At 50.4% G+C, this 20,943-nt stretch carries 18 protein-coding genes and 1 pseudogene; 12 read left to right on the top strand and 7 right to left on the bottom strand.

The annotated features are described in order from the left end of the window. The first annotated feature begins 44 nt into the window (after positions 1 to 44). Positions 45 to 770 (top strand): hypothetical protein, encoded by a 726-nt coding sequence (locus ACO6UX_RS06855; protein ID WP_422446069.1) that lies wholly within the window; start codon positions 45 to 47, stop codon positions 768 to 770. Between the two features lie 47 nt (positions 771 to 817). Here the strand turns inward: ACO6UX_RS06855 and ACO6UX_RS06850 are convergent, their stop codons facing one another. After that, a complete protein-coding gene (locus ACO6UX_RS06850; protein WP_422446067.1) occupies positions 818 to 1,576 on the bottom strand; it encodes a sulfite exporter TauE/SafE family protein in 759 nt (252 codons plus the stop codon). A gap of 181 nt (positions 1,577 to 1,757) precedes the next feature. On the opposite strand from ACO6UX_RS06850, the gene ahpC reads away from it, so the two are divergent. The 6 genes from ahpC to ACO6UX_RS06820 all read left to right on the top strand — a co-directional run bounded on the left by ahpC (position 1,758) and on the right by ACO6UX_RS06820 (position 5,623). Further along, complete coding sequence (gene ahpC / locus ACO6UX_RS06845) at positions 1,758 to 2,327, top strand: alkyl hydroperoxide reductase subunit C (protein WP_422446065.1); 570 nt, start codon at positions 1,758 to 1,760, stop codon at positions 2,325 to 2,327. A 193-nt stretch (positions 2,328 to 2,520) separates the two neighbouring features. Then, entirely contained in the window at positions 2,521 to 4,104 is a 1,584-nt protein-coding gene (gene ahpF, locus ACO6UX_RS06840) for an alkyl hydroperoxide reductase subunit F (protein ID WP_422446063.1), read from the top strand. Positions 4,105 to 4,264: 160 nt separating this feature from the next. Beyond that, entirely contained in the window at positions 4,265 to 4,558 is a 294-nt protein-coding gene (locus ACO6UX_RS06835; RefSeq protein WP_422446061.1) for a DUF1016 N-terminal domain-containing protein, read from the top strand. After that, positions 4,540 to 4,845 carry a PDDEXK nuclease domain-containing protein gene (locus ACO6UX_RS06830; protein ID WP_422446059.1) on the top strand — a complete coding sequence of 102 codons (306 nt, stop codon included), beginning with the start codon at positions 4,540 to 4,542 and terminating at the stop codon, positions 4,843 to 4,845. Before ACO6UX_RS06835 ends, ACO6UX_RS06830 begins: the two co-directional genes overlap by 19 nt. Continuing rightward, complete coding sequence (locus tag ACO6UX_RS06825; protein ID WP_422446057.1) at positions 4,842 to 5,189, top strand: hypothetical protein; 348 nt, start codon at positions 4,842 to 4,844, stop codon at positions 5,187 to 5,189. Before ACO6UX_RS06830 ends, ACO6UX_RS06825 begins: the two co-directional genes overlap by 4 nt. A gap of 29 nt (positions 5,190 to 5,218) precedes the next feature. Next, the gene (locus tag ACO6UX_RS06820) at positions 5,219 to 5,623 is read left to right on the top strand and encodes a hypothetical protein (RefSeq protein WP_422446055.1); all 405 of its coding nucleotides are present in this window, start codon (positions 5,219 to 5,221) and stop codon (positions 5,621 to 5,623) included. Positions 5,624 to 5,637: 14 nt separating this feature from the next. Here the strand turns inward: ACO6UX_RS06820 and ACO6UX_RS06815 are convergent. Next, positions 5,638 to 5,769 (bottom strand): annotated as a pseudogene (locus tag ACO6UX_RS06815) (SDR family oxidoreductase); the annotation flags it as partial. A 158-nt stretch (positions 5,770 to 5,927) separates the two neighbouring features. Beyond that, positions 5,928 to 6,260 (bottom strand): SDR family NAD(P)-dependent oxidoreductase, encoded by a 333-nt coding sequence (locus ACO6UX_RS06810; protein WP_422446163.1) that lies wholly within the window; start codon positions 6,258 to 6,260, stop codon positions 5,928 to 5,930. Positions 6,261 to 6,373: 113 nt separating this feature from the next. Between ACO6UX_RS06810 and ACO6UX_RS06805 the strand changes: the two genes are divergently transcribed. The 4 genes from ACO6UX_RS06805 to ACO6UX_RS06790 all read left to right on the top strand — a co-directional run bounded on the left by ACO6UX_RS06805 (position 6,374) and on the right by ACO6UX_RS06790 (position 13,054). Beyond that, positions 6,374 to 7,435: a homeobox domain-containing protein gene (locus ACO6UX_RS06805; protein ID WP_422446053.1), complete on the top strand. Its 1,062-nt coding sequence runs from the start codon at positions 6,374 to 6,376 to the stop codon at positions 7,433 to 7,435. A 101-nt stretch (positions 7,436 to 7,536) separates the two neighbouring features. Then, positions 7,537 to 8,562, top strand: coding sequence for a homeobox domain-containing protein (locus ACO6UX_RS06800; RefSeq protein ID WP_422446051.1), 1,026 nt, complete (start codon positions 7,537 to 7,539; stop codon positions 8,560 to 8,562). A 478-nt stretch (positions 8,563 to 9,040) separates the two neighbouring features. After that, on the top strand, positions 9,041 to 10,603 hold the full coding sequence (locus ACO6UX_RS06795) for a long-chain-fatty-acid--CoA ligase (protein WP_422446049.1): 1,563 nt from the start codon (positions 9,041 to 9,043) through the stop codon (positions 10,601 to 10,603). Positions 10,604 to 10,837: 234 nt separating this feature from the next. Beyond that, the gene (locus ACO6UX_RS06790; protein WP_422446047.1) at positions 10,838 to 13,054 is read left to right on the top strand and encodes a YgiQ family radical SAM protein; all 2,217 of its coding nucleotides are present in this window, start codon (positions 10,838 to 10,840) and stop codon (positions 13,052 to 13,054) included. Between the two features lie 306 nt (positions 13,055 to 13,360). Here ACO6UX_RS06790 and ACO6UX_RS06785 read toward each other — a convergent pair whose 3' ends face one another. The 4 genes from ACO6UX_RS06785 to ACO6UX_RS06770 form a co-directional block, all read right to left on the bottom strand. Continuing rightward, positions 13,361 to 14,098, bottom strand: a complete 738-nt coding sequence (locus ACO6UX_RS06785) for a hypothetical protein (protein ID WP_422446045.1) — start codon at positions 14,096 to 14,098, stop codon at positions 13,361 to 13,363. A 120-nt stretch (positions 14,099 to 14,218) separates the two neighbouring features. After that, entirely contained in the window at positions 14,219 to 15,925 is a 1,707-nt protein-coding gene (locus tag ACO6UX_RS06780) for an RING finger protein (RefSeq protein ID WP_422446043.1), read from the bottom strand. Positions 15,926 to 16,064: 139 nt separating this feature from the next. Then, a complete protein-coding gene (locus tag ACO6UX_RS06775) occupies positions 16,065 to 17,555 on the bottom strand; it encodes an ankyrin repeat domain-containing protein (protein WP_422446041.1) in 1,491 nt (496 codons plus the stop codon). A 129-nt stretch (positions 17,556 to 17,684) separates the two neighbouring features. After that, positions 17,685 to 20,150, bottom strand: a complete 2,466-nt coding sequence (locus ACO6UX_RS06770; RefSeq protein ID WP_422446039.1) for an ATP-dependent helicase — start codon at positions 20,148 to 20,150, stop codon at positions 17,685 to 17,687. 170 nt (positions 20,151 to 20,320) lie between these two features. Here ACO6UX_RS06770 and ACO6UX_RS06765 point away from each other — a divergent pair, with 170 nt between their 5' ends. Further along, positions 20,321 to 20,908, top strand: a complete 588-nt coding sequence (locus tag ACO6UX_RS06765) for a thymidine kinase (RefSeq protein WP_422446037.1) — start codon at positions 20,321 to 20,323, stop codon at positions 20,906 to 20,908. Positions 20,909 to 20,943: the final 35 nt, after the last annotated feature.

Here is a 20,943-nt window from a genome sequence, read left to right as displayed (position 1 = left end):
GAATAAATTAACAAAAGAAATCCCATGGGGGGGTATGAGTGCTAATGTATACACCTGCTTCACTTCAGCTCACCCTGGCGGCGCAGTCACTCCCTTCCGATAGTGAGATTGCCAGTGGCAAACAGGTATCTTCAAGGGCTGAAAAAAATGCTGGTACGTCTTTTTCAGGTCATATAATCAATGATTTCTCAGAGGCATGTTCAGGTACATCGACGTTAATGCCTGACTCAGATGGTGTTGCTGAAGCAAAGTTGGAAACCCCCAGTGACGAGCCAATAGTTTGCCGTTCTGTTACCTCTGCTGACGAGCTTTGCAGGAGAATCCGCCTGTTGACTCATTCAGCTTCCAGACCGTCCACCAGTGCAAATATTTCGCTTCCGGACATAAGAGAAGAGTGTGCTCATGATCCTCAGCCAGATATGGTACAGAAAAAGTATGTCCAGAATTTACATGGAAAATACGATTTCCAAACGCTGCGCATTAGCTTGATTCGGCAACATTTACACCAGGCACTGGAACCATTGCTATCTCTGTTGGCTGAGGACAAAAATGTAAACGGCGTCGTCAGGCATAAGGAGGATCCCCTTGTCGTATCCGTCGATATGGGGGCTTATAATCAGGGAAAGCTCCCTTCCTTAGGGCCCCATTTTGCTTCTCTGCTTATATACGAGGCTGATGATTCCCGCTACCCCTATGTATTCTGGGATACTGAAGGTTGCATTACGGTTAACAACTTGCTTCTGATCCGTTACAGTACGCCGGCTTTTTAATTGCCTGTTGCCGTTAAAAAACCTGTTCCCGTTAAAAAACCTTCTCGTTAAAAGAATAACGCCGCAAAACACCCGCAAACGGTCATTACCAGCAGTAGCTTTTTCAGTGTGTCTGGTTTGGCCTTAATGGCAAACTTTACGGAAAGATGTGCGCCAATGATATAGCCGATGGACAGAACCAATGCCGGAATCCAGGCCACCTGGTCACGGGCAATAAAGACGACCAGGGCCACTACCGTAAAAGCCAGGGTGCAGACCAGTTTCAGGGCATTGCCCCGCACCAGATCGTAACGGAGAACGCCACATACCGCCGCCAGCAAAATAAAGCCGACACCTGCCTGCACAAAGCCGCCATAGAATCCGGCTATGGCCAGGCCGACCCACGATTTCGGTGAGTCTGCCACTTTCAATGGCACAGTGCCTTCAGGTGGAACAATCATGGCTGGCCGCAGTACCATAATCAGGCTCATGGTGACCATGGCTCCCAGCAGCATGGGCTTTAATGCCCACTCCGGGCTGTAAGACGCGGTCACTGCCCCCGCCAGACCTCCCGCCAGGGTAGGGATCATCATGGGCAGAATCTCTCCAGTCTCCAGACGATTATGTTGCCTGAAGCCCAGGGCACCGGTCAGGCTCTGCAGGAAAATGCCAACCCGGTTGCTGGCATTGGCAATATCAGCGGGCATGCCCATGACCATCAGGGCTGGCAGCGTCAGGTTGGAACCTCCCCCTGCCAGTGTGTTGATGATGCCTGCCAGTATGCCCAGTGTAATCAGTATTGCGGATGATACTACCGTGACTTCCATAAATCGTTCCTGTTGTCGCCTTTTTGTTCGGGGAACCGAGGCTTTGTCAATTAAGTAAATCTATTAGGGGTATTCTTTTAATTAATTTTGATGTTCGATGGTTTGGCCGTAATCTTTATCACGTGAAAGACAAACGTTAAACCAGAAAACACTCTCCAAGAGAAGCGAAAAGGAAAATCAAATGACTCAATCTCTGATTAACACTGTGATCAAGCCATTCAAAGCCACTGCTTTCCACAAAGGCGAGTTTATCGATGTGACCGAACATAGCCTGCTGGGCAAGTGGTCAGTGGTCTTCTTTTACCCGGCTGACTTCACCTTTGTCTGCCCAACGGAACTGGGTGATCTGGCTGACCATTACGAGAAACTACAGTCCCTGGGCGTCGAAGTGTACTCCGTGTCAACGGATACCCACTTCACCCATAAGGCATGGCATGACAGCTCTGAAACCATCAAGAAAATCCAGTTCCCGATGATCGGCGATCCAACCGGCACCATCACCCGCAACTTCGGTGTGATGATTGAAGAAGACGGCCTGGCACTGCGTGGCACCTTTGTAATCAATCCTGAAGGTGAAATCAAGGCCATCGAAACCAACGACCTGGGCATCGGCCGCTCAGCCAAAGACCTGGTGCGTAAGGTACAGGCTGCCCAGTACGTCGCTGAGCATGACGGCGAAGTTTGCCCGGCCGCATGGCAGCCAGGTGAAGAGACTCTGGCACCGTCCCTGGACCTGGTTGGCAAGATCTAAGTAATAGATTACCGCTGATAGCCTGCCCGGACAGCCTGTTCGGGCAGGGCTCAAAGGCTGACCAGGAATACTGAATAAACCGTTGTTCAATATTCCTGGTCAGCTTTACAGAGGCTTGTCTGAGAAGCCCGGTCAGAACAAGCCTGATCGAAGCAAGTAAGACACCATTTTTATCATAAACAGGGGTGCGACCATGCTCGACACAAATATGAAAGTCCAGTTACAGAGTTACCTGCAAAACCTGAAAACAGCCGTTGAGCTGATGGTATTTCTGGACGACAGCGATAAGTCAGCGGAAATGGCCGCCTTGGCCAACGACATTGCCAGCCTGTCTGACAAGGTATCTGTCACCAAATCAGACAGCAGCAATGAGCGCAAACCCTCCATGCTGGTTCGCTCGGCGGCAACGGGCAGTGAAATCCGCTTTGCCGGCCTGCCCATGGGCCATGAGTTCACCTCCCTGGTACTGGCGCTGCTACACAGTGGAGGTCACCCCATTAAGGTGGATGATTCCGTGGCAGAGCAGGTAAAAGCACTGGAAGGTAACTACCGCTTTGAAACTTACGTTTCCCTCAGCTGTCAGAACTGCCCGGATGTGGTGCAGGCGCTGAATATCATGTCAGCCCTGAATCCCAACATCACCAATGTGATGATCGATGGTGCCTTGTTCCCGAACGAAGTGGACGAACGGAAAATCATGGCCGTACCCTCGGTTTACCTGAACGGTGAACTGTTTGCCCAGGGTCGTATCTCTCTGCAGGAAATCCTGAACAAGCTGGATACCGGGGTAGCAGCGCGTCAGGCCGAAGCCATTGCTGAAAAAGCACCGTTTGATGTGCTGGTGGTTGGCGGTGGCCCTGCCGGTGCCTCTGCTGCCATCTACAGTGCCCGAAAAGGCATTCGTACCGGTATTGTGGCGGACCGTTTCGGTGGTCAGGTGATGGATACCGTTGGTATTGAAAACTTTATCTCCGTTAAGGCGACGGAAGGCCCTAAACTGGCCGCAAGCCTGGAAGAACATGTCCGCGACTATGACGTGGATATCATGACTCAACAGCGTGCCAGCCGGATTGTGGCGGCGGAGCAGGTCGGTGATCTGATTCAGGTTGAGCTGGAAAGTGGGGCAACATTGCACAGTCGCTCACTGGTTATCGCTACCGGTGCCCGCTGGCGGGAAATGAACGTGCCCGGTGAGCAGGAATACCGGGGTAAAGGCGTCGCCTATTGCCCACACTGTGATGGCCCGCTGTTCAAAGGGAAAAAAGTCGCCGTCATTGGTGGTGGTAACTCCGGTATTGAAGCAGCAATCGATCTGGCAGGTATTGTTGAACATGTCACTGTTCTGGAGTTCGACAGCAAACTGAGAGCAGATGAAGTGCTGCAACGCAAGGCCCGCTCCATGGGTAATATCGATATCATTACCGAAGCACTGACCACTGAAGTGCTGGGCGATGGTGAGAAAGTGACCGGACTGCGTTACACCGACCGGGCAACGGATAACAGCAATACAATTGAGTTGTCGGGTATTTTTGTCCAGATTGGCCTGGTACCTAACGCCGAGTTCCTCAAGGGCACTCTGGAGTTAAGCCCACGTGGTGAGATTATCACCGGTGCCCAGGGGGAAACGTCTCTGCCCGGCGTGTTTGCGGCCGGTGATGTAACCACCGCACCTTACAAACAGATCATTATTGCAATGGGCGGTGGTGCAAATGCGGCGTTGGGTGCCTTTGATTACCTGATCCGGACGCCAGAGCCACAGCAGCAGAAAGCGGCTTGATTGTCGGTACTTTGGTATTTTGACATAAAACTTTTGAAGTTGTCATAAAGCTTTATTTTTGACCAAACAGACCTCGGTAACAATACTTCACGTGTTGTATAACCGAGGTCTTTTTTTATGTACTGCAGAAAACCCGGGAAATCCAGGGTTAACAATATTCATGTCGACGACAAATAAACAACCATATTTTGACTGGCCAACCTTGTTTCCCACGGTTATGTATTTCAGGGCTTTTTCACATCATCAAATTGTCTCGACACTGTCTAGACAATTGCACTGGAGCAATTTTCTGGAGCTGATCTACCTGAAAGAGCCGTTGGCACGAGACTTTTATGTGCAAATGTGCGGCATTGAGCGCTGGAGTGTTCGCACCCTGCGAAAACAGGTGGGAAGCTTGCTTTTTGAACGGACTATGGCTGCAAAACAGCCCGAAAAGTGCTTGAGGCGCGACTGAATGCCCTGCAAGAAACTGGCAGTATAGAGCCCGAGGTTTTGCTGAAAGACCCTTATTTACTGGATTTTCTCAATCTCAATGACCGCTACCTGGAAAAAGATCTTGAAGATGCCATTTTGTTGCGGGATATGGAGCAGTTTCTATTGGAGCTGGGCAAAAGCGGTATTCATGTGGCTGACTATCTGACCAGCCTGCCTCCCAGAGAATTACTGGAAGCCCGGTTCCAGCAAGCCATAAACAACGCTCGCCAGCGTCTGGCCAATAAAACCAGTGAGTCGTCTTCATGAGCATGGATGTCAGCAAAGAGATCGAGTTCCAAAATGACATTATCGCCCGAATGCAGGCCAATGGCTGGCAGCTGGGCAAGCCGGAACATTATGATCGGACGACAGCACTCTATACCGCCGATGTACTGTCGTTTGTTAAAGGCACCCAGCCCAAAGAGTGGCAGAAGTTCTGCAAGGTTTATCTGCAGGATTCTGAGGCGCACTTTATCAGGCATCTGGAAGGCACAGGCAGTGTTCAAGTAGAGCTTCTGCAATTGCTGATGCTGTTTTGCGGCAGCTTAAGTAATAGGTTTTATCAAAACCGTCCAGCGTTAATACAGTGCGTGCTGTTTTGTCATGATTAGCAACTCAATATTTTCATGATTGATCAGTAATGGTCTATGATTCTTTGGATTATAAAAAAATTATTCCAATTGCATGTAAAGGTTATATTGATATGAACACTGTAATAACCAAACAATCCGTTCCAACAAGTCAACCCGATACAACAAGTCAACCCGTTATAACAAGTCAACCCGTTCCAACAAGCCAACACATGCTGCAAAAAGTAAGTGAAAGCCGTGTCAAAAAGGCCGGTAACTGCTTGGCCAATACCGGCGGTGGAGTATTTTTTGGCTGGGTGTGTGCAATGTATTGGGGCGCTAGCTATCCTGCACCCATACTTACCGGGGTACTTGTCGGCTGCTTAGCTACCAGTGGCTCCGAAACAATAACAAAAATTTATAACAGAGTCATAACTTCAAAACCCCCGGCCGAGCAAGCACCTGAAACGGTTTGAACATTTGTTATGGGTTATTGCACCGGTTGACCGGTATGGAGTTCCAGACCGCCTGACACCGGCAGGTTAACGCCATTGCAGGAGCGGGAGGCATCGGAGGCGAGGAAGTACATGGCCTCGGCCACCTCTTGCGGGGTGCAGATGCGTCCTAGGTGGCTGACCGAGAATAGACTGCCCTACTGCGGTGGCAGCAAATTGGTCTAAAAATCCGCTTTTGTTCGGCAAATAGCCCCGCTATTCACCTCACAAAACCGAATTTTTATCCTCAATTTTCTGCCATTCTCGTTACGGGCGCTATTCTCGGTCAGCCTCCCAGGGGGTTAGCCTGGTTGAACTGATCGACGACATCGGTCGGGTTGGCCAGAAACATCGGCGTTGCACTGGCAGAAGGGCAGACATTATTCACCCGAATATTGTACTTGCCATAATCCAGGGCCATTGCCCTGGTCAGATTGACCACCGCTCCTTTTGCAGCATTATTAGCGGCCATGTTGTAGTCACCGTTCAGTTCGGACACCGAAGCGGTGTTGACGATAGTACCACCGCCGTTGGCAATCATGGATGGAACAAAGTATTTACTGGTCAGGAAAATGGATTTCACATCCACAGCGAACAGCGTGTCCCAGTCCTTGTGAATGGATCTGAGTCAGCACAGTGTCACCTTAAATACAGAAAAAACTTTTACAGCTCATTAGATTTTTTGACGCACGCGTCTAGTATGGTTCTACCTACAACAAATTGGCTGATGTTATGGATCCAGCAGCGCTTTCTAAAAAATCACCTGACATGTTGTCTGATGTAGTTAGCTCATCCAGAACAGTTGATACTCGTCTAGCCAGTACACCAGAAGTTAGAAATACGGCAGTTTATGGCAGGTTTTCCATAGCACGAACTTCTGATGCGCAGCCAGTCCATGGCGTGGATAGTGTAATACCCATGGTACCACAGGTAAGGGAACTTTCCCCTCTTTACATGTTTGGTTACGGAGTTTCAAGTGTCGATAATATACCAAGGAATTTGTCCCTGTATAATCATTATGCCATGGCCCCGGCGCTTGACCATTATCACCTGGGAGTACAGGCAGGGTTTGATATGGGCTCTGTTTACCGGTCACCTTATCGGATTGCTACTTCTACCCAGGTAGTGGATGTGGGTGGGGAGCCTTGTTCGTCAGCTTCTGCTGATACGGTAAAGAGCAAAGCTGATACGGTAAAGAGCAAAGCTGATACGAGCGAAATGGATGCCCAGCCAGTAGAACCTGAGTTTCTGGCACGTAGATTGCGGACCACCTTTCAGGATTGGCAACTTCAGAAACTTAATAATGCTTTTAAACGCAACAAGTATTTAACAACGTTTCAAAAGTATTCATTGGCTTCAAAGTTGAAGGTAAAAGAATCACAGGTACAAATATGGTTTCAGAATAAAAGATCGGCCATGAAAAAGCAGGCCTCTTTAGCCAGAGAAAGCAAAAGTGCTCGGTCTGTCACGGCATCGAAAGCAGCTGCTTCCCGGGTCCGTTCGACGAAGCAGCCAATGCCTTCAGCATCACGGCAGGAAGTTGGTGCTCAGCAGAGATATGAATTACTGCGCGAGAGGAAAGTAATCAGCTCGGCTATGGCTCAATCACCAGATGAAGCGTTGCAGTTAATATCAGCGAATCTCAAAGATATTCCTCAGGCACAATCTCCCCTTTCACTTGCTGACTATAGTCAATCCGGCAGTTCCGGGCCCGGACTTCCTGCAACTGCTCCAAGGGTTGAATTAACTGATGCTGATGATGAGTCATATTCTTTCACCTCAACTGAAACATGAGCTGGCAACTAAACGTCAACAGGCTTTACAGAATAACTTCTACCTGTTGACTGGATTTTTTGATGCTTGTATCTATTACCTATAACTAACTGGCTGATTTCATGGACCCTGCAGTGCTTTCCCCCGACCAATCTGGCACATCGTTGCGTGGCGCAGTTAGCGCATCTGAAAATGCTGACCCTCGTTCAGCCTCTGGACCAAAACCTGAAAATGCGACTTTCTGCGGCAGGTTTGCTGCAGCCCATCCTGATACTGAGCCAGTTTATTCCGGGCAAGAACCAGTTTGTTCTGTGGATGGATTATTACCCTGGACGTCACAGGCAAGGGACTTTATTGCGCTGGATAGATTTGGTATGGGAGTTGCCAGTATTGGTAATGTGTCAAGGAATATTCCCCTGCTTGACCAGCCTGCCATGGCATCAGCGTTTCCTCCTTATCACAATAGGCATCAGGGACTGGCTGGGCCTGATATGAGTTCTAGTCCCTGGCCTTTTGACCGGGCCGTTACTTCCACCAGAACAGCGGATGATCCGGTAGGAAGTTGCCAATCAGTTCCTTCAGGGAAGATAACGAGCCAAGCTGATACGAGTGAATCATATCCCCGGCAGGCAAGCACGGAACCTGCAGTACTCAGAAAACGATCATATGTGCCTGAATGGAAAGCTAAACAACTTGATAAGGCATTTCAATGCAGGGCTTATGTAACAATCCAGGAACGAGCTTTTCTGGCTTCAGAGCTTGATATGACAGAAGAGGAGGTTAAATTATGGTTTCAAAATAAAAGAACGAATATTAAAAAACGGTGTTTGTTGGATAGTGTAAAAAACAGCGCTCAAAATATGATGCCATCAAGAGCGGTTTCACGGGCCTTGGGGGATCAACAGCAAAGTGCTTCATTGCCCTGGCGTGGGTTTGGTGTGAATCAGACATATACATTATCTTGTGAGAAGTATGTAATCAGCAGTACTGTGGCTAAATCACCAGTTGAAGCGTTGGAAGATATGTTAGTACACATCGAAAGGAGTCCCGCAGTACGATTTTCCCGTTCAGTCGCTAATTACTGCCAATCCAGGCTTGCTCAACCTGAATCCTCTGCAACGACTTCAAATACTGCTCCGGGGAACTGAATAAGGTTGGTAATAAGCCAACTGTCGGCTTATCCATGATGGGCGACTGCAAAGGGAACACCAGGTGGCTGATAGCCATCTGACCTTTCTCACTGAATCAAGGTAAGGTAGCACTATCTTCATTTTCCACAATCTTCACAATGGCATCAGGGCAAAAAGGATTTCTTTTAAGTCGGCAGAGTTCAGACCGGCGTAATCAGACGGAAATGGTCTTCTGGGTAGTGACTGATGGGCAACCGGTATGCCTGTGATAGATAACGAGCTGGCCATCTTTTTTCTGCCAAGTCTGCTTTTCAGCAGGCTGAAGCATTACTGCTCCATGCTCAGATAACCTTTACCTTCCTGCCGTTTGTTGATATGGATTTTGACAACATCATCACGTCACAAACCAGTCTGTTTTAAAGTGTCAGTTTGAGCTTTCACCGGTAGGTGTCTATGTTCTGGGGAGTCCATTTTATTTCCCCGGGGTGTTGGTTTCATGCCCAATCTTGCTGATTTCCTGTTCCGGAGCGCTGCTGTTTATCCCGATAAAACCGCCATTGTTGCGGGTGAACGGCGTATCAGTTATCAGGTATTAAAAGATACGGCAGCCACTATTGGTCAGGGGTTGCAGCAAACAGGTATCCGGCCCGGTGACCGGGTGGCGGTCAGTTGCCCGAATATTCCCCAATTCATGATGGTTTATTACGGTATTCTCAGTGCCGGTGCGGTTGTGGTGCCGTTGAATATTCTGCTGAAGCCAAAAGAGATCGCCTATCATCTTACCGACAGTCAGGCTGTCGCCTATCTGTGTTTTCAAGGTTCGGATGAACTGCCATTGGGGCAGTTTGGACTTGAAGCCTGTCAACGGGTGAGCAGCTGTGAACACTTTTTTGTTATTACCGTAGACCTCAGCCAGGATGAATGGCGAGGTGAGTCCACGCTATCCGCATTGCTATCCGGCGGCTCAATGGCCGACCCGCAGGACAGGGCCCCGGAAGATACTGCCGCCATTCTCTATACGTCCGGCACCACCGGACGGCCAAAAGGTGCTGAGCTGACTCACTATAACCTGTCGATGAATGCGCTTATCTGCTCGGCCTTATTGATGACCGGTGTCAATGATAGTCATCTGGTGGTTTTGCCGTTGTTCCATAGTTTTGCCCAGACGGCCCATATGCTCCATGCCGTGGCATCAGCATCCACCATGGTGTTGATGGTTCGTTTCGAGGCATTGACAACCCTGAAGCTGCTGGCGCAGGAGCAGATCAGCTATTTCGCTGGTGTACCCACCATGTATATTGCCCTGAATGGTGCGCAGGCGGAGTTGTCTGCCGGTGAACGACAGGCCATTACCGATAAGTTGCGGTTGTGTGTCAGTGGTGGAGGCCCTATGCCTGTAGATGTTTTGCAGGCATTTGAGGGCAATTTCAACGTCACCCTTCTTGAAGGTTATGGTCTCTCGGAGACGTCGCCGGTCGCCTGTTTCAATACTCTGGATCAGGCACGCATTCCCGGCTCCATTGGTCGGCCGATTCCCGGTGTAGCACTGAAAGTGGTTGACGATGAGGGAAATGCTCTGCCTTTTGGTCAGGATGGTGAGCTGGCCATTCGTGGTCATAACGTGATGAAAGGGTACTTTAACAAGCCGGAACAGACGGCAGCGGTGTTGCAAGATGGCTGGTTCCGAACCGGCGATATTGCCCGCTGTGATGAAGCGGGTAACTACTACATAGTAGACCGGAAGAAAGATCTGATTATACGTGGCGGTTTTAATGTTTACCCCCGTGAGGTTGAGGAGGTGTTGCTCGCTCATCCCGATATTATGCAGGCGGCGGTCATTGGGGTACCTGATGATTATTACGTTGAAGAGATTATGGCCTGCCTGATCCTGCGTGAAGGTTGTGAGCTGTCGCCGGAATTGGTGAAGACCTGGGCACGGCAACAGCTTGGGGACTACAAATACCCGCGCTATGTACGGATTTTTCAGGAATTCCCGCTCAGTGCCACGGGTAAAGTATTAAAAAGAGCGTTGCGAGAGCAGGTGAAGGGAGAGCACTGACGGTAGACATTAAAAAGTAACCGGTTTTCTGACATGAATTCCTTAATGTCTACCCTGAGAGGGAGAGCATAAAGGGCTGTAGTCTTCGTTGTATTGACAGTTTTTTATGGCAATGGGCCGGTTTGTCTTATTAACCTTTCGCTATTTGGTGGTTGTTGATTTAAATACCGGGGTAGGACTGACGGGCGATTTCTGTGAAAATAGCCGGTTTTTCATCACAGCACCCAAGAATCCATGCCCACACCGAAAACCGCACCGGACCTTTTCTCCTATCCCAAGTACTGGGCTGAATGCTATGGCACGTCGCCCTGGTTGCCCATGTCCCGTAAAGAGATGGATGCGCTTGGCTGGGATTCCTGCGACATTATTATTGTGACCGGCGACGCCTATGTTGACCACCCCAGCTTTGGTATGGCGGTGATTGGCCGTTTCCTGGAATCCCAGGGTTTTCGGGTTGGGATTATTGCTCAGCCGGACTGGAGCAACCCGGAAGATTTCAAACGGCTGGGCAAGCCAAACCTGTTCTTCGGTGTGACTGGCGGCAACATGGACTCCATGATTAACCGCTACACTGCCGACCTGAAAGTGCGTAATGACGATGCCTATACACCGAACGCACAGCCGGGCAAGCGACCGGACCGGTCGGTGATCGTCTATAGCCAGCGCTGTAAGGAAGCATACAGTGATGTTCCGGTGGTGCTTGGTGGTATTGAAGCCAGTTTGCGTCGTATTGCCCAGTATGATTACTGGAGTGATGAAGTGCGTCGTTCCGTATTGATCGATGCCACCGCCGATATTCTGCTTTATGGTAATGCCGAGCGGGCGCTGGCCGAAGTGGCGGATCGATTGGCGAAAGGCATGACCATTCGGGAGATTGATGATATCCGGGGAACCGTGGTGATAAAACCGGCGCTGCCTTCCGGCTGGACTGAAATTGATTCATCACGGATTGACTGGCCCCGGGATATTCAGTCCCTGGAAGAAGCTTATGGCCTGAGCCCTTATGCTGAGGTAGAAGAGACGGTTTGTGATAGCAAAACCGGCAATCAGCCTGAGTCAGCGGGTGAGAATGACGTGCAGCCGGTGCGCATTATCCCCATGCCTCTGCATCGCAACCAGCAGCTGGACCCGGCCTCCACCTGCATACGGTTGCCATCATTTGACAAGGTGCGCAAAGACCCGGTGCTTTATGCCCATGCTTCCCGGGTACTGCACCAGGAATCCAACCCCCATAATGCCCGGGTGCTGGTACAGAAGCATGGCAACCGTGAACTCTGGGTGAACCCGCCACCCATCCCCCTGGCAACCCCTGAGATTGATGGTGTGTTTGGCCTGTTTTACCAGCGTCGTCCACACCCGTCTTATGGCAATGCCAATATTCCGGCCTACGAGATGATCAAAACCTCGGTCAATATCATGCGTGGCTGTTTTGGAGGGTGTTCTTTCTGTTCCATTACTGAGCATGAAGGTCGTATTATCCAGAGTCGCTCCCATGAATCGGTGATTGCCGAACTGGAAGATATTCGGGAAAAAGTACCGGGCTTTACCGGGCAGATATCCGACCTGGGTGGTCCAACCGCCAATATGTACTATCTCAATTGCAAGGATGACAAGATCCAGGCCAGTTGTCGTAGACTTTCCTGTGTCTTTCCGGGGATTTGTAAAAACCTGAAAACCTCCCACAAGAAGACCACAGAGCTGTATCGGAAAGCCCGTGCCCTGCCGGGTATCAGGAAAATTGCCATTGCCTCCGGCCTGCGCTATGACCTGGCGGTGGAAGACCCGGAATATGTGGAAGAGCTGGTGACGCACCATGTGGGTGGCTATTTAAAGATTGCCCCGGAACATACGGAAAAAGGCACCCTCGATCTGATGATGAAGCCGGGGATGGGCACCTATGACGCCTTTAAAAAGATGTTTGAACACTTCTCCCAAAAGGCAGGTAAAAAACAGTATCTGATTCCTTACTTTATTGCCGCTCACCCCGGCTGTGAAGATGAAGATATGTTGAACCTTTCTTTATGGCTGAAGAAAAACAAGTTCCGTGTGGATCAGGTGCAAACGTTTTATCCATCGCCCATGTCGCTGGCCACGGCCATGTATTATGCCCAGAAGAATCCGCTGAAGCGGATCAGCTACAAAAGCCCCCGTTTGTATACGCCAAGAACATTGGATCAGCGTCGTTTGCAAAAGGCCTTTCTCCGTTACCATGATGCGAAAAACTGGCCCTTCCTGCGCCAGGCCCTGCGGGATATGAATCGTTCCGACCTGATTGGTTCCGGTAAGCATCAATTGATTCCGGAAGAGGAAAACAAGGGGCAAAGAAGATCTGGCCAGCGGATACAATCGCAGGGTGATTTCCAGAAAGCCCGGGGCGGTCAGTGGGATAATCGCAATTCCAGAACATCAAAGAGTCCAACATCCCGGCAGAAAAAAGGTCGGGGCAGGTAAACTTAATGACCGTTTAAATATCTCCCGGGCATGGGAATGAACATTGTGTACATGGTTTCAATGAGTTTGACGAGCACAATCTCCGTTCACCCTGAGCGGAGTCGAAGGGTGCTTGGCACGATCTATCAGAGTCCGGAGTTTCCGCCTTTAGGCCCTATGGGTCCTTTGACAGGCTCAGGACGAACGAAGTGCGGAGGCACGACAACCCGTCAAACTCATTGACACCATGTGTCAGGCCAGTCCGGATGTCCGGACTGGCCTGTCTGTTAAAATAGCGCTGATTTTTCATTCTTAATGATATGCGCTTTATCTTCCTTGCATGTTCAGTAATCTATTCAGCAGATTGATTGCATAGTTGTGGGAAACAGCGCAGTTGACCGGATTACTCAACATGATGTCCCCTTTGTAATGGAACAGGTATTGTTCTGCGGGATTACTCTCGTCCGGAGTGTACTGGGGGTGAACAAACAGGCATGAATCTGCCGGATTCAGTTGTTCTGTTGCCAGGTACTGCTGATAGATGTCGGCCGCGTAATTGATCAATGTGTTCATTGTTTCAGGTTTTCCCAGCATAATTTCCAGAACACTGGTACGCTGTATGGGTGGGTACTGGGAAGGGCTGGCATTGGAATTTTCCCGTAAAGACACAGTTAGTCCCAATTCCTCTGCTTTTGCCTGCAATACATCGTATAACTCATCAAATCGGCCGTTATCCTTGTGCTGATGGTCGAGGTGCATGTGTATTGCATCCGGTTCCCGGGGGGTAAAACCGGAAATCAATTGGTTGATTTGATGATGGACCTGTTTGGCTTCGGCACTGTCCACTTTTGTCATGGATTCAGCTTCAACATGGGCGTAGTAGGCAAATAGCTGGGATTCAGATGGATAATACACTTGGCGTTCAATACCAAGCTTTGCCGCAAAGGATTCAGTTTCAGGGCTTTGTCCATGAAAGATTGGCTCTGATGCGAAACTGATACTGATCAGGGCAAAGGTACTTAGAAGGCCCAGGGCAAGAGATTTCATCTTGATATAATTCAACATATTAATGTTCCTTTTTGTTATCTATTTAATTATTTTTTCCAAGCTATTATATTTTTTGAGATTTTAAACTGACCTCCTGGTTAGTATTGCTAACAATCAATCCGTCAGTGGCAGTAACCGCTATAGGTATTGCCGGATCATAGTGTCCAAATCCTCAGCAGAAGATGGAATCCCGCGCCCGTGCATGGCGACAGCCATGTTGCATAACAGGAACAGGTTCAATGTGCCATTTTCCTGCAGTTGAGGGTGATCGAGGAGTTGTTCCAGTCCTCTTAATTGGGGTAACCCCTGTTTGTGCATCATGCCCGCAATGGCGCTGAAAAGGGTCATGTTCACTGCGCCATTTTCCTGCAGGTGAGGGTGATTGAAGAGTTGGTCCAGCTCCCTCAACTGGGGTAACCCCTGACTGTGCATCATGCCTGCAATAGCGCTGAAAAGAGGTATGTTTAATGCACCATTTTCCTGCAGGCGGGGGTGATTGAGGAGTGGCTCCAGCTCCCCCATGCGGGGTAACCCTTGATGGTGCATCATGCCTGCAATGGCGATGAAAAGGGGCATGTTTAATGCGCCATTTTCCTGCAGGCGAGGGTGTTTGACCAGTCGTTCCAACTCACGCAATCCAGGAAACCCGTGCCCATGCATCATGCCAGTAATGGCGTAGAATAGGGGCAGGTTATATGTGCCGTTTTCCTGCAGGCAGGGGTAATTAAGGAAGCGGTCCAGCGGACTCATTCGGGGCAACCCGTGATAGTTCCTCATGCCCGCAATGGCCCTGAAAAGGGGCAGGTTCAAGGTGCCATTTTCCTGCAGGCGAGGGTGATTGAGGAGTGCCTCCAGTTCCACCATTTGGGGTAGCCCACGACGTGGCATCAGTTCTGAAATGACTCTGAAAAGGCGCAGGTTCAATGCGCCATTTTCCTGCAGGCGGGGATGATTGAGGAGTTGTTCCAGCTGCCCCGTTCGAGGTAACCCGCGCCCGCCCATCATGCCTGCAATGGCTGTGAAAAGGGGTATGTTCACTGTGCCATTTTCCTGCAGGCGGGGATGATTGAGGAGTCGGTCCAGCTGCCCCATTGGGGGTAACCCACGCCTGTCCATCATGTCTGCAATGGCTGTGACAAGGGGCATGTTCAATGCGCCATTTTCCTGCAGCCGGGGGTGATTGAGGAAACGGCCCAGCTCACTTATTCGAGGTAACCCACGCTCGAACATCATTTTTCTAATGGTGCAGAAAAGTGACAGGTCCACTGCGCCATTTTCCTGCAGGCGGGGGTGATTGATGAATAGTTCCAGCGCCCTCATTTGGGGTAACCCTCGCCCTCGCATCATGCTTGCAATGATCATAAAAAGGGGTCGGTTCAATGCGCCGTTTTCCTGCAGGCAAGGGAGACTGAGGAGTTGGTTTACATGCGTCATCCGAAGAGAGCTGCGCCCGCTAGTCATGCTGGCCATGGCTCTCATAACGTCATGGTCCTGCAGGCTGGGGTGAGCGCCGGTTTGGCTCAACCAACTCATCAGGCCGGAGGGGAACCAGCGCCCGGGGCGGGCGGCAAATAACGAACGGGTGTTTGGATCTGGATAAGGGGTGTAGCGCTCGACGATAGGCCTTTGTTGGGCGCTCCTCTGGTTAAGAGTGGCTCTACATAGAGGACAGATATTTTCTTCCAGCCGCCAACGCCTCAGGCATTTTCTGTGAAACATGTGACGACAATCAGTCACCACGACTCTTTTTCCTGCAAACGGCGAAAGACAAACAGGGCAGTTGTCCAGCTCAGTTTGATAAGAAGTCGCTGGCTGGTTATTTTGGGCCGAGCCTGGTACTTGCATGTGCTTTATCTGACTTGAATCGGTTTGCGTTATCTTATTTGGTTCCCCGGGAGGCATTTTTCTGTGGCAACCAACGCTGAATGAATGCAATGCCAGTGTTAACCGGGTCCCGCTAATTTGTCGGCTGGTGTTCCAGATGTCAGGCCCCGAATACAATCAGGAGATCCATGCACCGTCTGTGGCCATGGATGGTCGCCAGGCTAAGAGCCGACATACCATCGTCAGTATGCTCATCGATCTGGATGCCCGGAGTGAACAGCATCGCTTCGATACACCTGAAGTGGCCGTGTGTTGCCGCCAGGTGGAGAGCCGTCCTGCCATTAACCTTTTTATTGACCTGGATACCGGGAGAGGCCAGTAACGCTTTGAGAGATCCTGTATTGCCGTGTTTAGCAGCGATCTGGAGAGCGGTCCAGCCCTTGTTGGTTTTCATATTGACCCGGATGTCTGGATTGGCCAGTAGTGTCTCGACGGACTTTGTATTATCGTATTTTGCAGCGATGTGGAGAGCGGTCAAGCCCTTGTAACTCCGCTTATTGACCCGGGAGCCGGGAGTGGCCAGCAACACCTTGAGGGACTCTGCACAGTTATTTATGGCCGCTAAGTGGATAGCCGTAAAACCATAAATATCCTGCCTGCTGACCTTGTCGCGTTGAACATGGGGCAGTAACAAATCGATGGCGTCTGGACAGTCGCTTAAGGCAGCGAAATGGAGAACTGTCCAGTTTATATTATCGGCGATATTGCTATCTGCTCCTGCGTCGAGCAGCAATTTCAGATGCTCGGATTTGCCCCATAATGCTGCGATCATCTGGGGCGTGACGCCATCGTAATTACTGGCATTGGTATTTACTTCGCTGTTAGCAAGCAGCTCTTTCAGGCATCCTGTGTCGTTTTCTTTTTTGCTGGTATACGGTTTGAGCATCCGGTAGCCAAAGAAGGCTTCATTGATATTTAAGCCCCTGGCAACGTATTGTTGACGGACCTCGGTGATGCCGATTTTGGTGGCAATATGCAGGGGCGTTTCGCAGAACTTATTGGTGGCATTGACACTTGCTCCATGGGTAACCAACCATTTCAGGCACTGGACGTTGCCATTCTCAGCCGCAATGTGCAGGGGCGTCCGACCCTCCTGATCAGCGGCTTTGACATCGGCCTGGTGGTTGATCAGTGCCTGGGCGCAATCGATATGGCCGGAATCAATGGCGATAGCTAACGGGTATACAGCCCAATCGGTGACCGCCGAGAGGTAAATCTGTGCTGCCAGACTGGCATCAAGGGCCAGAAGCTTGTTCAGTGTTGTCAGATCCCCGGTACGACAGACATGAAGCACCAGGGATTCACAATAAAATGAATCATTTTCCAGGATGCGGCTCCCGTTCACACGAACCAGCGGCAGTGCCGGTTGTTTGCAATCACAGCATTGGCGTTGATCGAGGCTTTTTCCCTTTTGCAGGTCACCGTCAAGCCATTCGGTGATGCATCCCAGGTGGAAAAAATGAGGTTTTGGTTGGCAGGAAGTTCGGACCGGTGTTTTGTGCCAGGCAGATTGCCCTGTGGTGACTTCGTTGCTACCAAGGCAGATAGAACAGGTAAATGAGGGATTTGTGTTGCTGCTGACGCTATTCATTTCTTTGGGCTGTTTTGATGCAGATAATGACTAGGACTGAAAACAGCAGGAAAAATTCCATAAAACAGCATTATGAACAAGGTGTTTCTGGATAAGCGTTTATAGTCGTATAAAAACAGCCACGGTAATTCAGAGCACGCTGAATAGATGGCGAACCTCTTCAATTCTGGCAAACCGTTTGACGCCGTGTTGGCGACTGTCAAAACGGATGGAGAAATTACGGTCATTAACCTCAATCACTTCTCCGCGACCAAAGATGGCATGATCAATAATGGCCTTGAGCTGCCATGGCGCGTCGGAGGGTATACTGGCTCCTGTGTTGGCAGAGCCCGTGGATTCGTCGTTTATCGCAATGTCGGGCACTGCTTCCAGTCGTTCGGCCAGTGTCGCCCGGGCTGAGCAGACGTAACGTCTTGATACTGGCGTAAGACCGATTTTATCGATGGCTTCAGCCAGGTCGTCATCGGCATCTTCATGGAGCAGGTTGCCCAGGGATAAGACATGGGGCAGGTTCATTTCCAGTAAAAAGGGGCTGATGCTGTCCTGGTGATCTTTTCCGGCAAGGGGTTGGCCATCAGCTGACCGTGAACGTTTTCCGGAATCTTTTTTGGCATCTTTGTTGGCATCTTTGTTGGCATCTTTGTTGGAAAGACGGGTGAGCTCGCCCTGTGCGGTAAACAGGTGTAATTGCTGTCTGGCACGGGTCATGGCGACATAGAGCAGGCGACGCTCAGACTCAATAGCATTACTGGTCCTGGCCGACAGGTTAGCCATTTCATCTTCCCTGAGGAACGGCCAGTATTGGCGGGTCAGTCCGGGGATTAACACAACCGGCCATTCCAACCCCTTGGAGCGATGGCAGGAGCTGAGCTTGATGCCGTGGTTCGATTGTTGTCTCTGATCTTTCTGTTGCTTCTGCTTCTCGATTAATTCAGCAATGTGCAGGCAACAGTGGGCGGTGTCTTCGTTCAGCTGTTTGAGGAAACGATGAAAACCTTTGATTGCCAGAATCTGTTCATCCGTTCTCTGTTCATTGAGGCTCATGGATTTGAGGCTGTCGTATATTTCGGATTGTTGAATATACCGGGCGATCAGCGTATGGGCCTTGTGTTTGTTGCCATTGTGCTCCAGCCATGAGAACAGTTCTGCCCTTTGTGTCAGTTTTCGCACCTGAAAGTCACTGATGTCTTTGATGTTGGCTGCCAGCTTGCCCAGGGTTTTACCCAATTGGTGGCTCTGGTCCTTCAGCTGCTGGCAAAGCCAGTCAATATACTGTTGTTTAAGGCCGATATGGGGCAGGGTCAGAAGTCTGGCCAACTTATGGGAACGAACCTCTGGCAGTAGCCCGGCAAAGCCACCACTGGCCAGGGTCATGGCATCGATCAGTGAGGCAATTTCCGGCCTTTGAAACAGCGAGGGGCCGTCACTGCTGTAGGGAAGGCCTATTTCCAGCAGGTTCAGCTCAATGGGCACGGCCTGGGCCCAGACCCGCACCAGAATGGCAATATCTTCCGGTGGTGTTCCGGATGCCAGATATTCGGTCAGCGCCTCAACCACAAAACGACTGTCGTCTGCACCCGGTTGGCTGATGCGAATCAGGGAGGGCGCGTTGTCCGGATGGGCAATGCAGAGCACATTTTTGCGGGACCGGTTCTGGCTGATTAAATGGCTGGCAGCCAGGGCAATACTGTGACCATAACGGAAGGTGTGGGGCATGGTGAGTTCTTTAACGTCACCGGTAGTGCCATAGTCCTGCTGGAAATGGTTCAGAATGTTGTCGATATTGGCACCGGCGAATTCGTAGATCGTCTGGTCGGGATCGCCAACGGCAATCATTCGGGCGCGCTGTCCGGCAATCAGCCGGGTAAACTGATGCTGAAGGGTTGAGGTATCCTGGTATTCATCAACGATAATAAAGTCCATTTTATCAGCCACTTTAGGCACCAGTTCCGGATGTGCCCGGATCAGAGTCACCGGGTCGTACAGCATATCGGTGAAGGTGATTGATCGTTGTTGATGGCGCCACTGCTCAAACTGATGAAACAGTTTGATGAAAAAGCGATACTCATCGGTATAACCGGATTGCTCAAACCATAGCTCAGGGCTGGTTAAATGGGCTTTGACCGATTCAATAAAGCTGATGGCTGCTTCGATCAGACGGGCGGCATCCGAGCGCATCCGGTCCTTAATGGTTTCCGGTGCCAGTTTCAGGATCAGTGTCCTGACCTGTAGCTCAACGACTTTCTCCGATAACGGTTGTTTGTTGTAGGGGGTTCTGATTTGCCAGCCTTCCAGAGTTCTCAGCAGTTTCAGACCTGTGGCGTGGTAGGTTCTGATTTCCGGAAGCTGCCGCTGGTTTTCCGGCATGTCTGCCAACGAACCACTGGCCAGGGTGCGAAGCTTTCTGGAAAAGTCGATCTGGGCCGCTTTATTAAACATCATCACCATCAATCGACGCGGGTCAGTCTCTTTGCACAGCAGGTTGCTGACCAGTTGTGCCAGGGTTGAGGTTTTGCCCGAGCCAGCCACGGCAATACAGAGGGCATGGTCTTTATCGTGGTCGGCAACTGCTTGCTGGTGGGGCGTCAGTTTCATTCAGTCAGGTGCTGTTGATAGCGTTTGGAAAGTGCAAGGCTAGCAAAATTTGCGCGACTTCCATAGATAGCGCATGCGTCATCTTCCGAAGCCGGGGTACGGAAATTTCGGTGGAGATAAAGCGACAATGACGGAATAATGAGGCCATCAACACCAAGGATCACCGTGTAATGGCTTCACTTTATTTCTATTTTTCTTCCATGGATTCGGGCAAGAGTACCTATCTTCTGCAGTCAGCTCATAATTATGAGAGTGCCGGTAAACGGGTGTTGTTGCTGGCTCCGGTGATTGATGATCGTTTTGGTGTCGGCAGAATCACCTCAAGGATTGGCCTGCAAAGTGAAGCGGTGGCCATTTCCCAGAGTGATGACCTGAAGCAGCAAATCGCCAGAGAGCACAGTGAAGACTATATCGCCTGTGTTATGGTCGATGAAGCACAGTTCCTGACCCCGGAGCAGGTGTGGCAACTGTCGGATGTGGTGGATGTGCTGGGTATTCCGGTACTTTGCTTTGGCCTGCGCACCGATGCTTTTGGTAAGGCGTTTGCCGGCAGTGAAGTGTTGCTCAGTATTGCTGATGAACTTACCGAGCTGAAAAGCATCTGCAAGTGCTGTGAGAAAAAGGCCAATATGCAGCTGCGTCTTGACGGTGATGGTAAGCCGGTAAAAAGCGGCAGCCAGGTGCAGATAGGGGGCAATGACCGCTATCTTTCTGTTTGTCGAAAGCACTATAAGTCGATGATGGGGCTTGGGAGCTAAGGAAATAACTTCCCTATTTTCATTGCCTGACTCCG

The sequence above is a fragment of the Endozoicomonas sp. ALB091 genome (assembly GCF_049310265.1).
GTDB lineage: Bacteria > Pseudomonadota > Gammaproteobacteria > Pseudomonadales > Endozoicomonadaceae > Endozoicomonas.
This window is presented reverse-complemented; position numbering and strand designations above follow the sequence as displayed.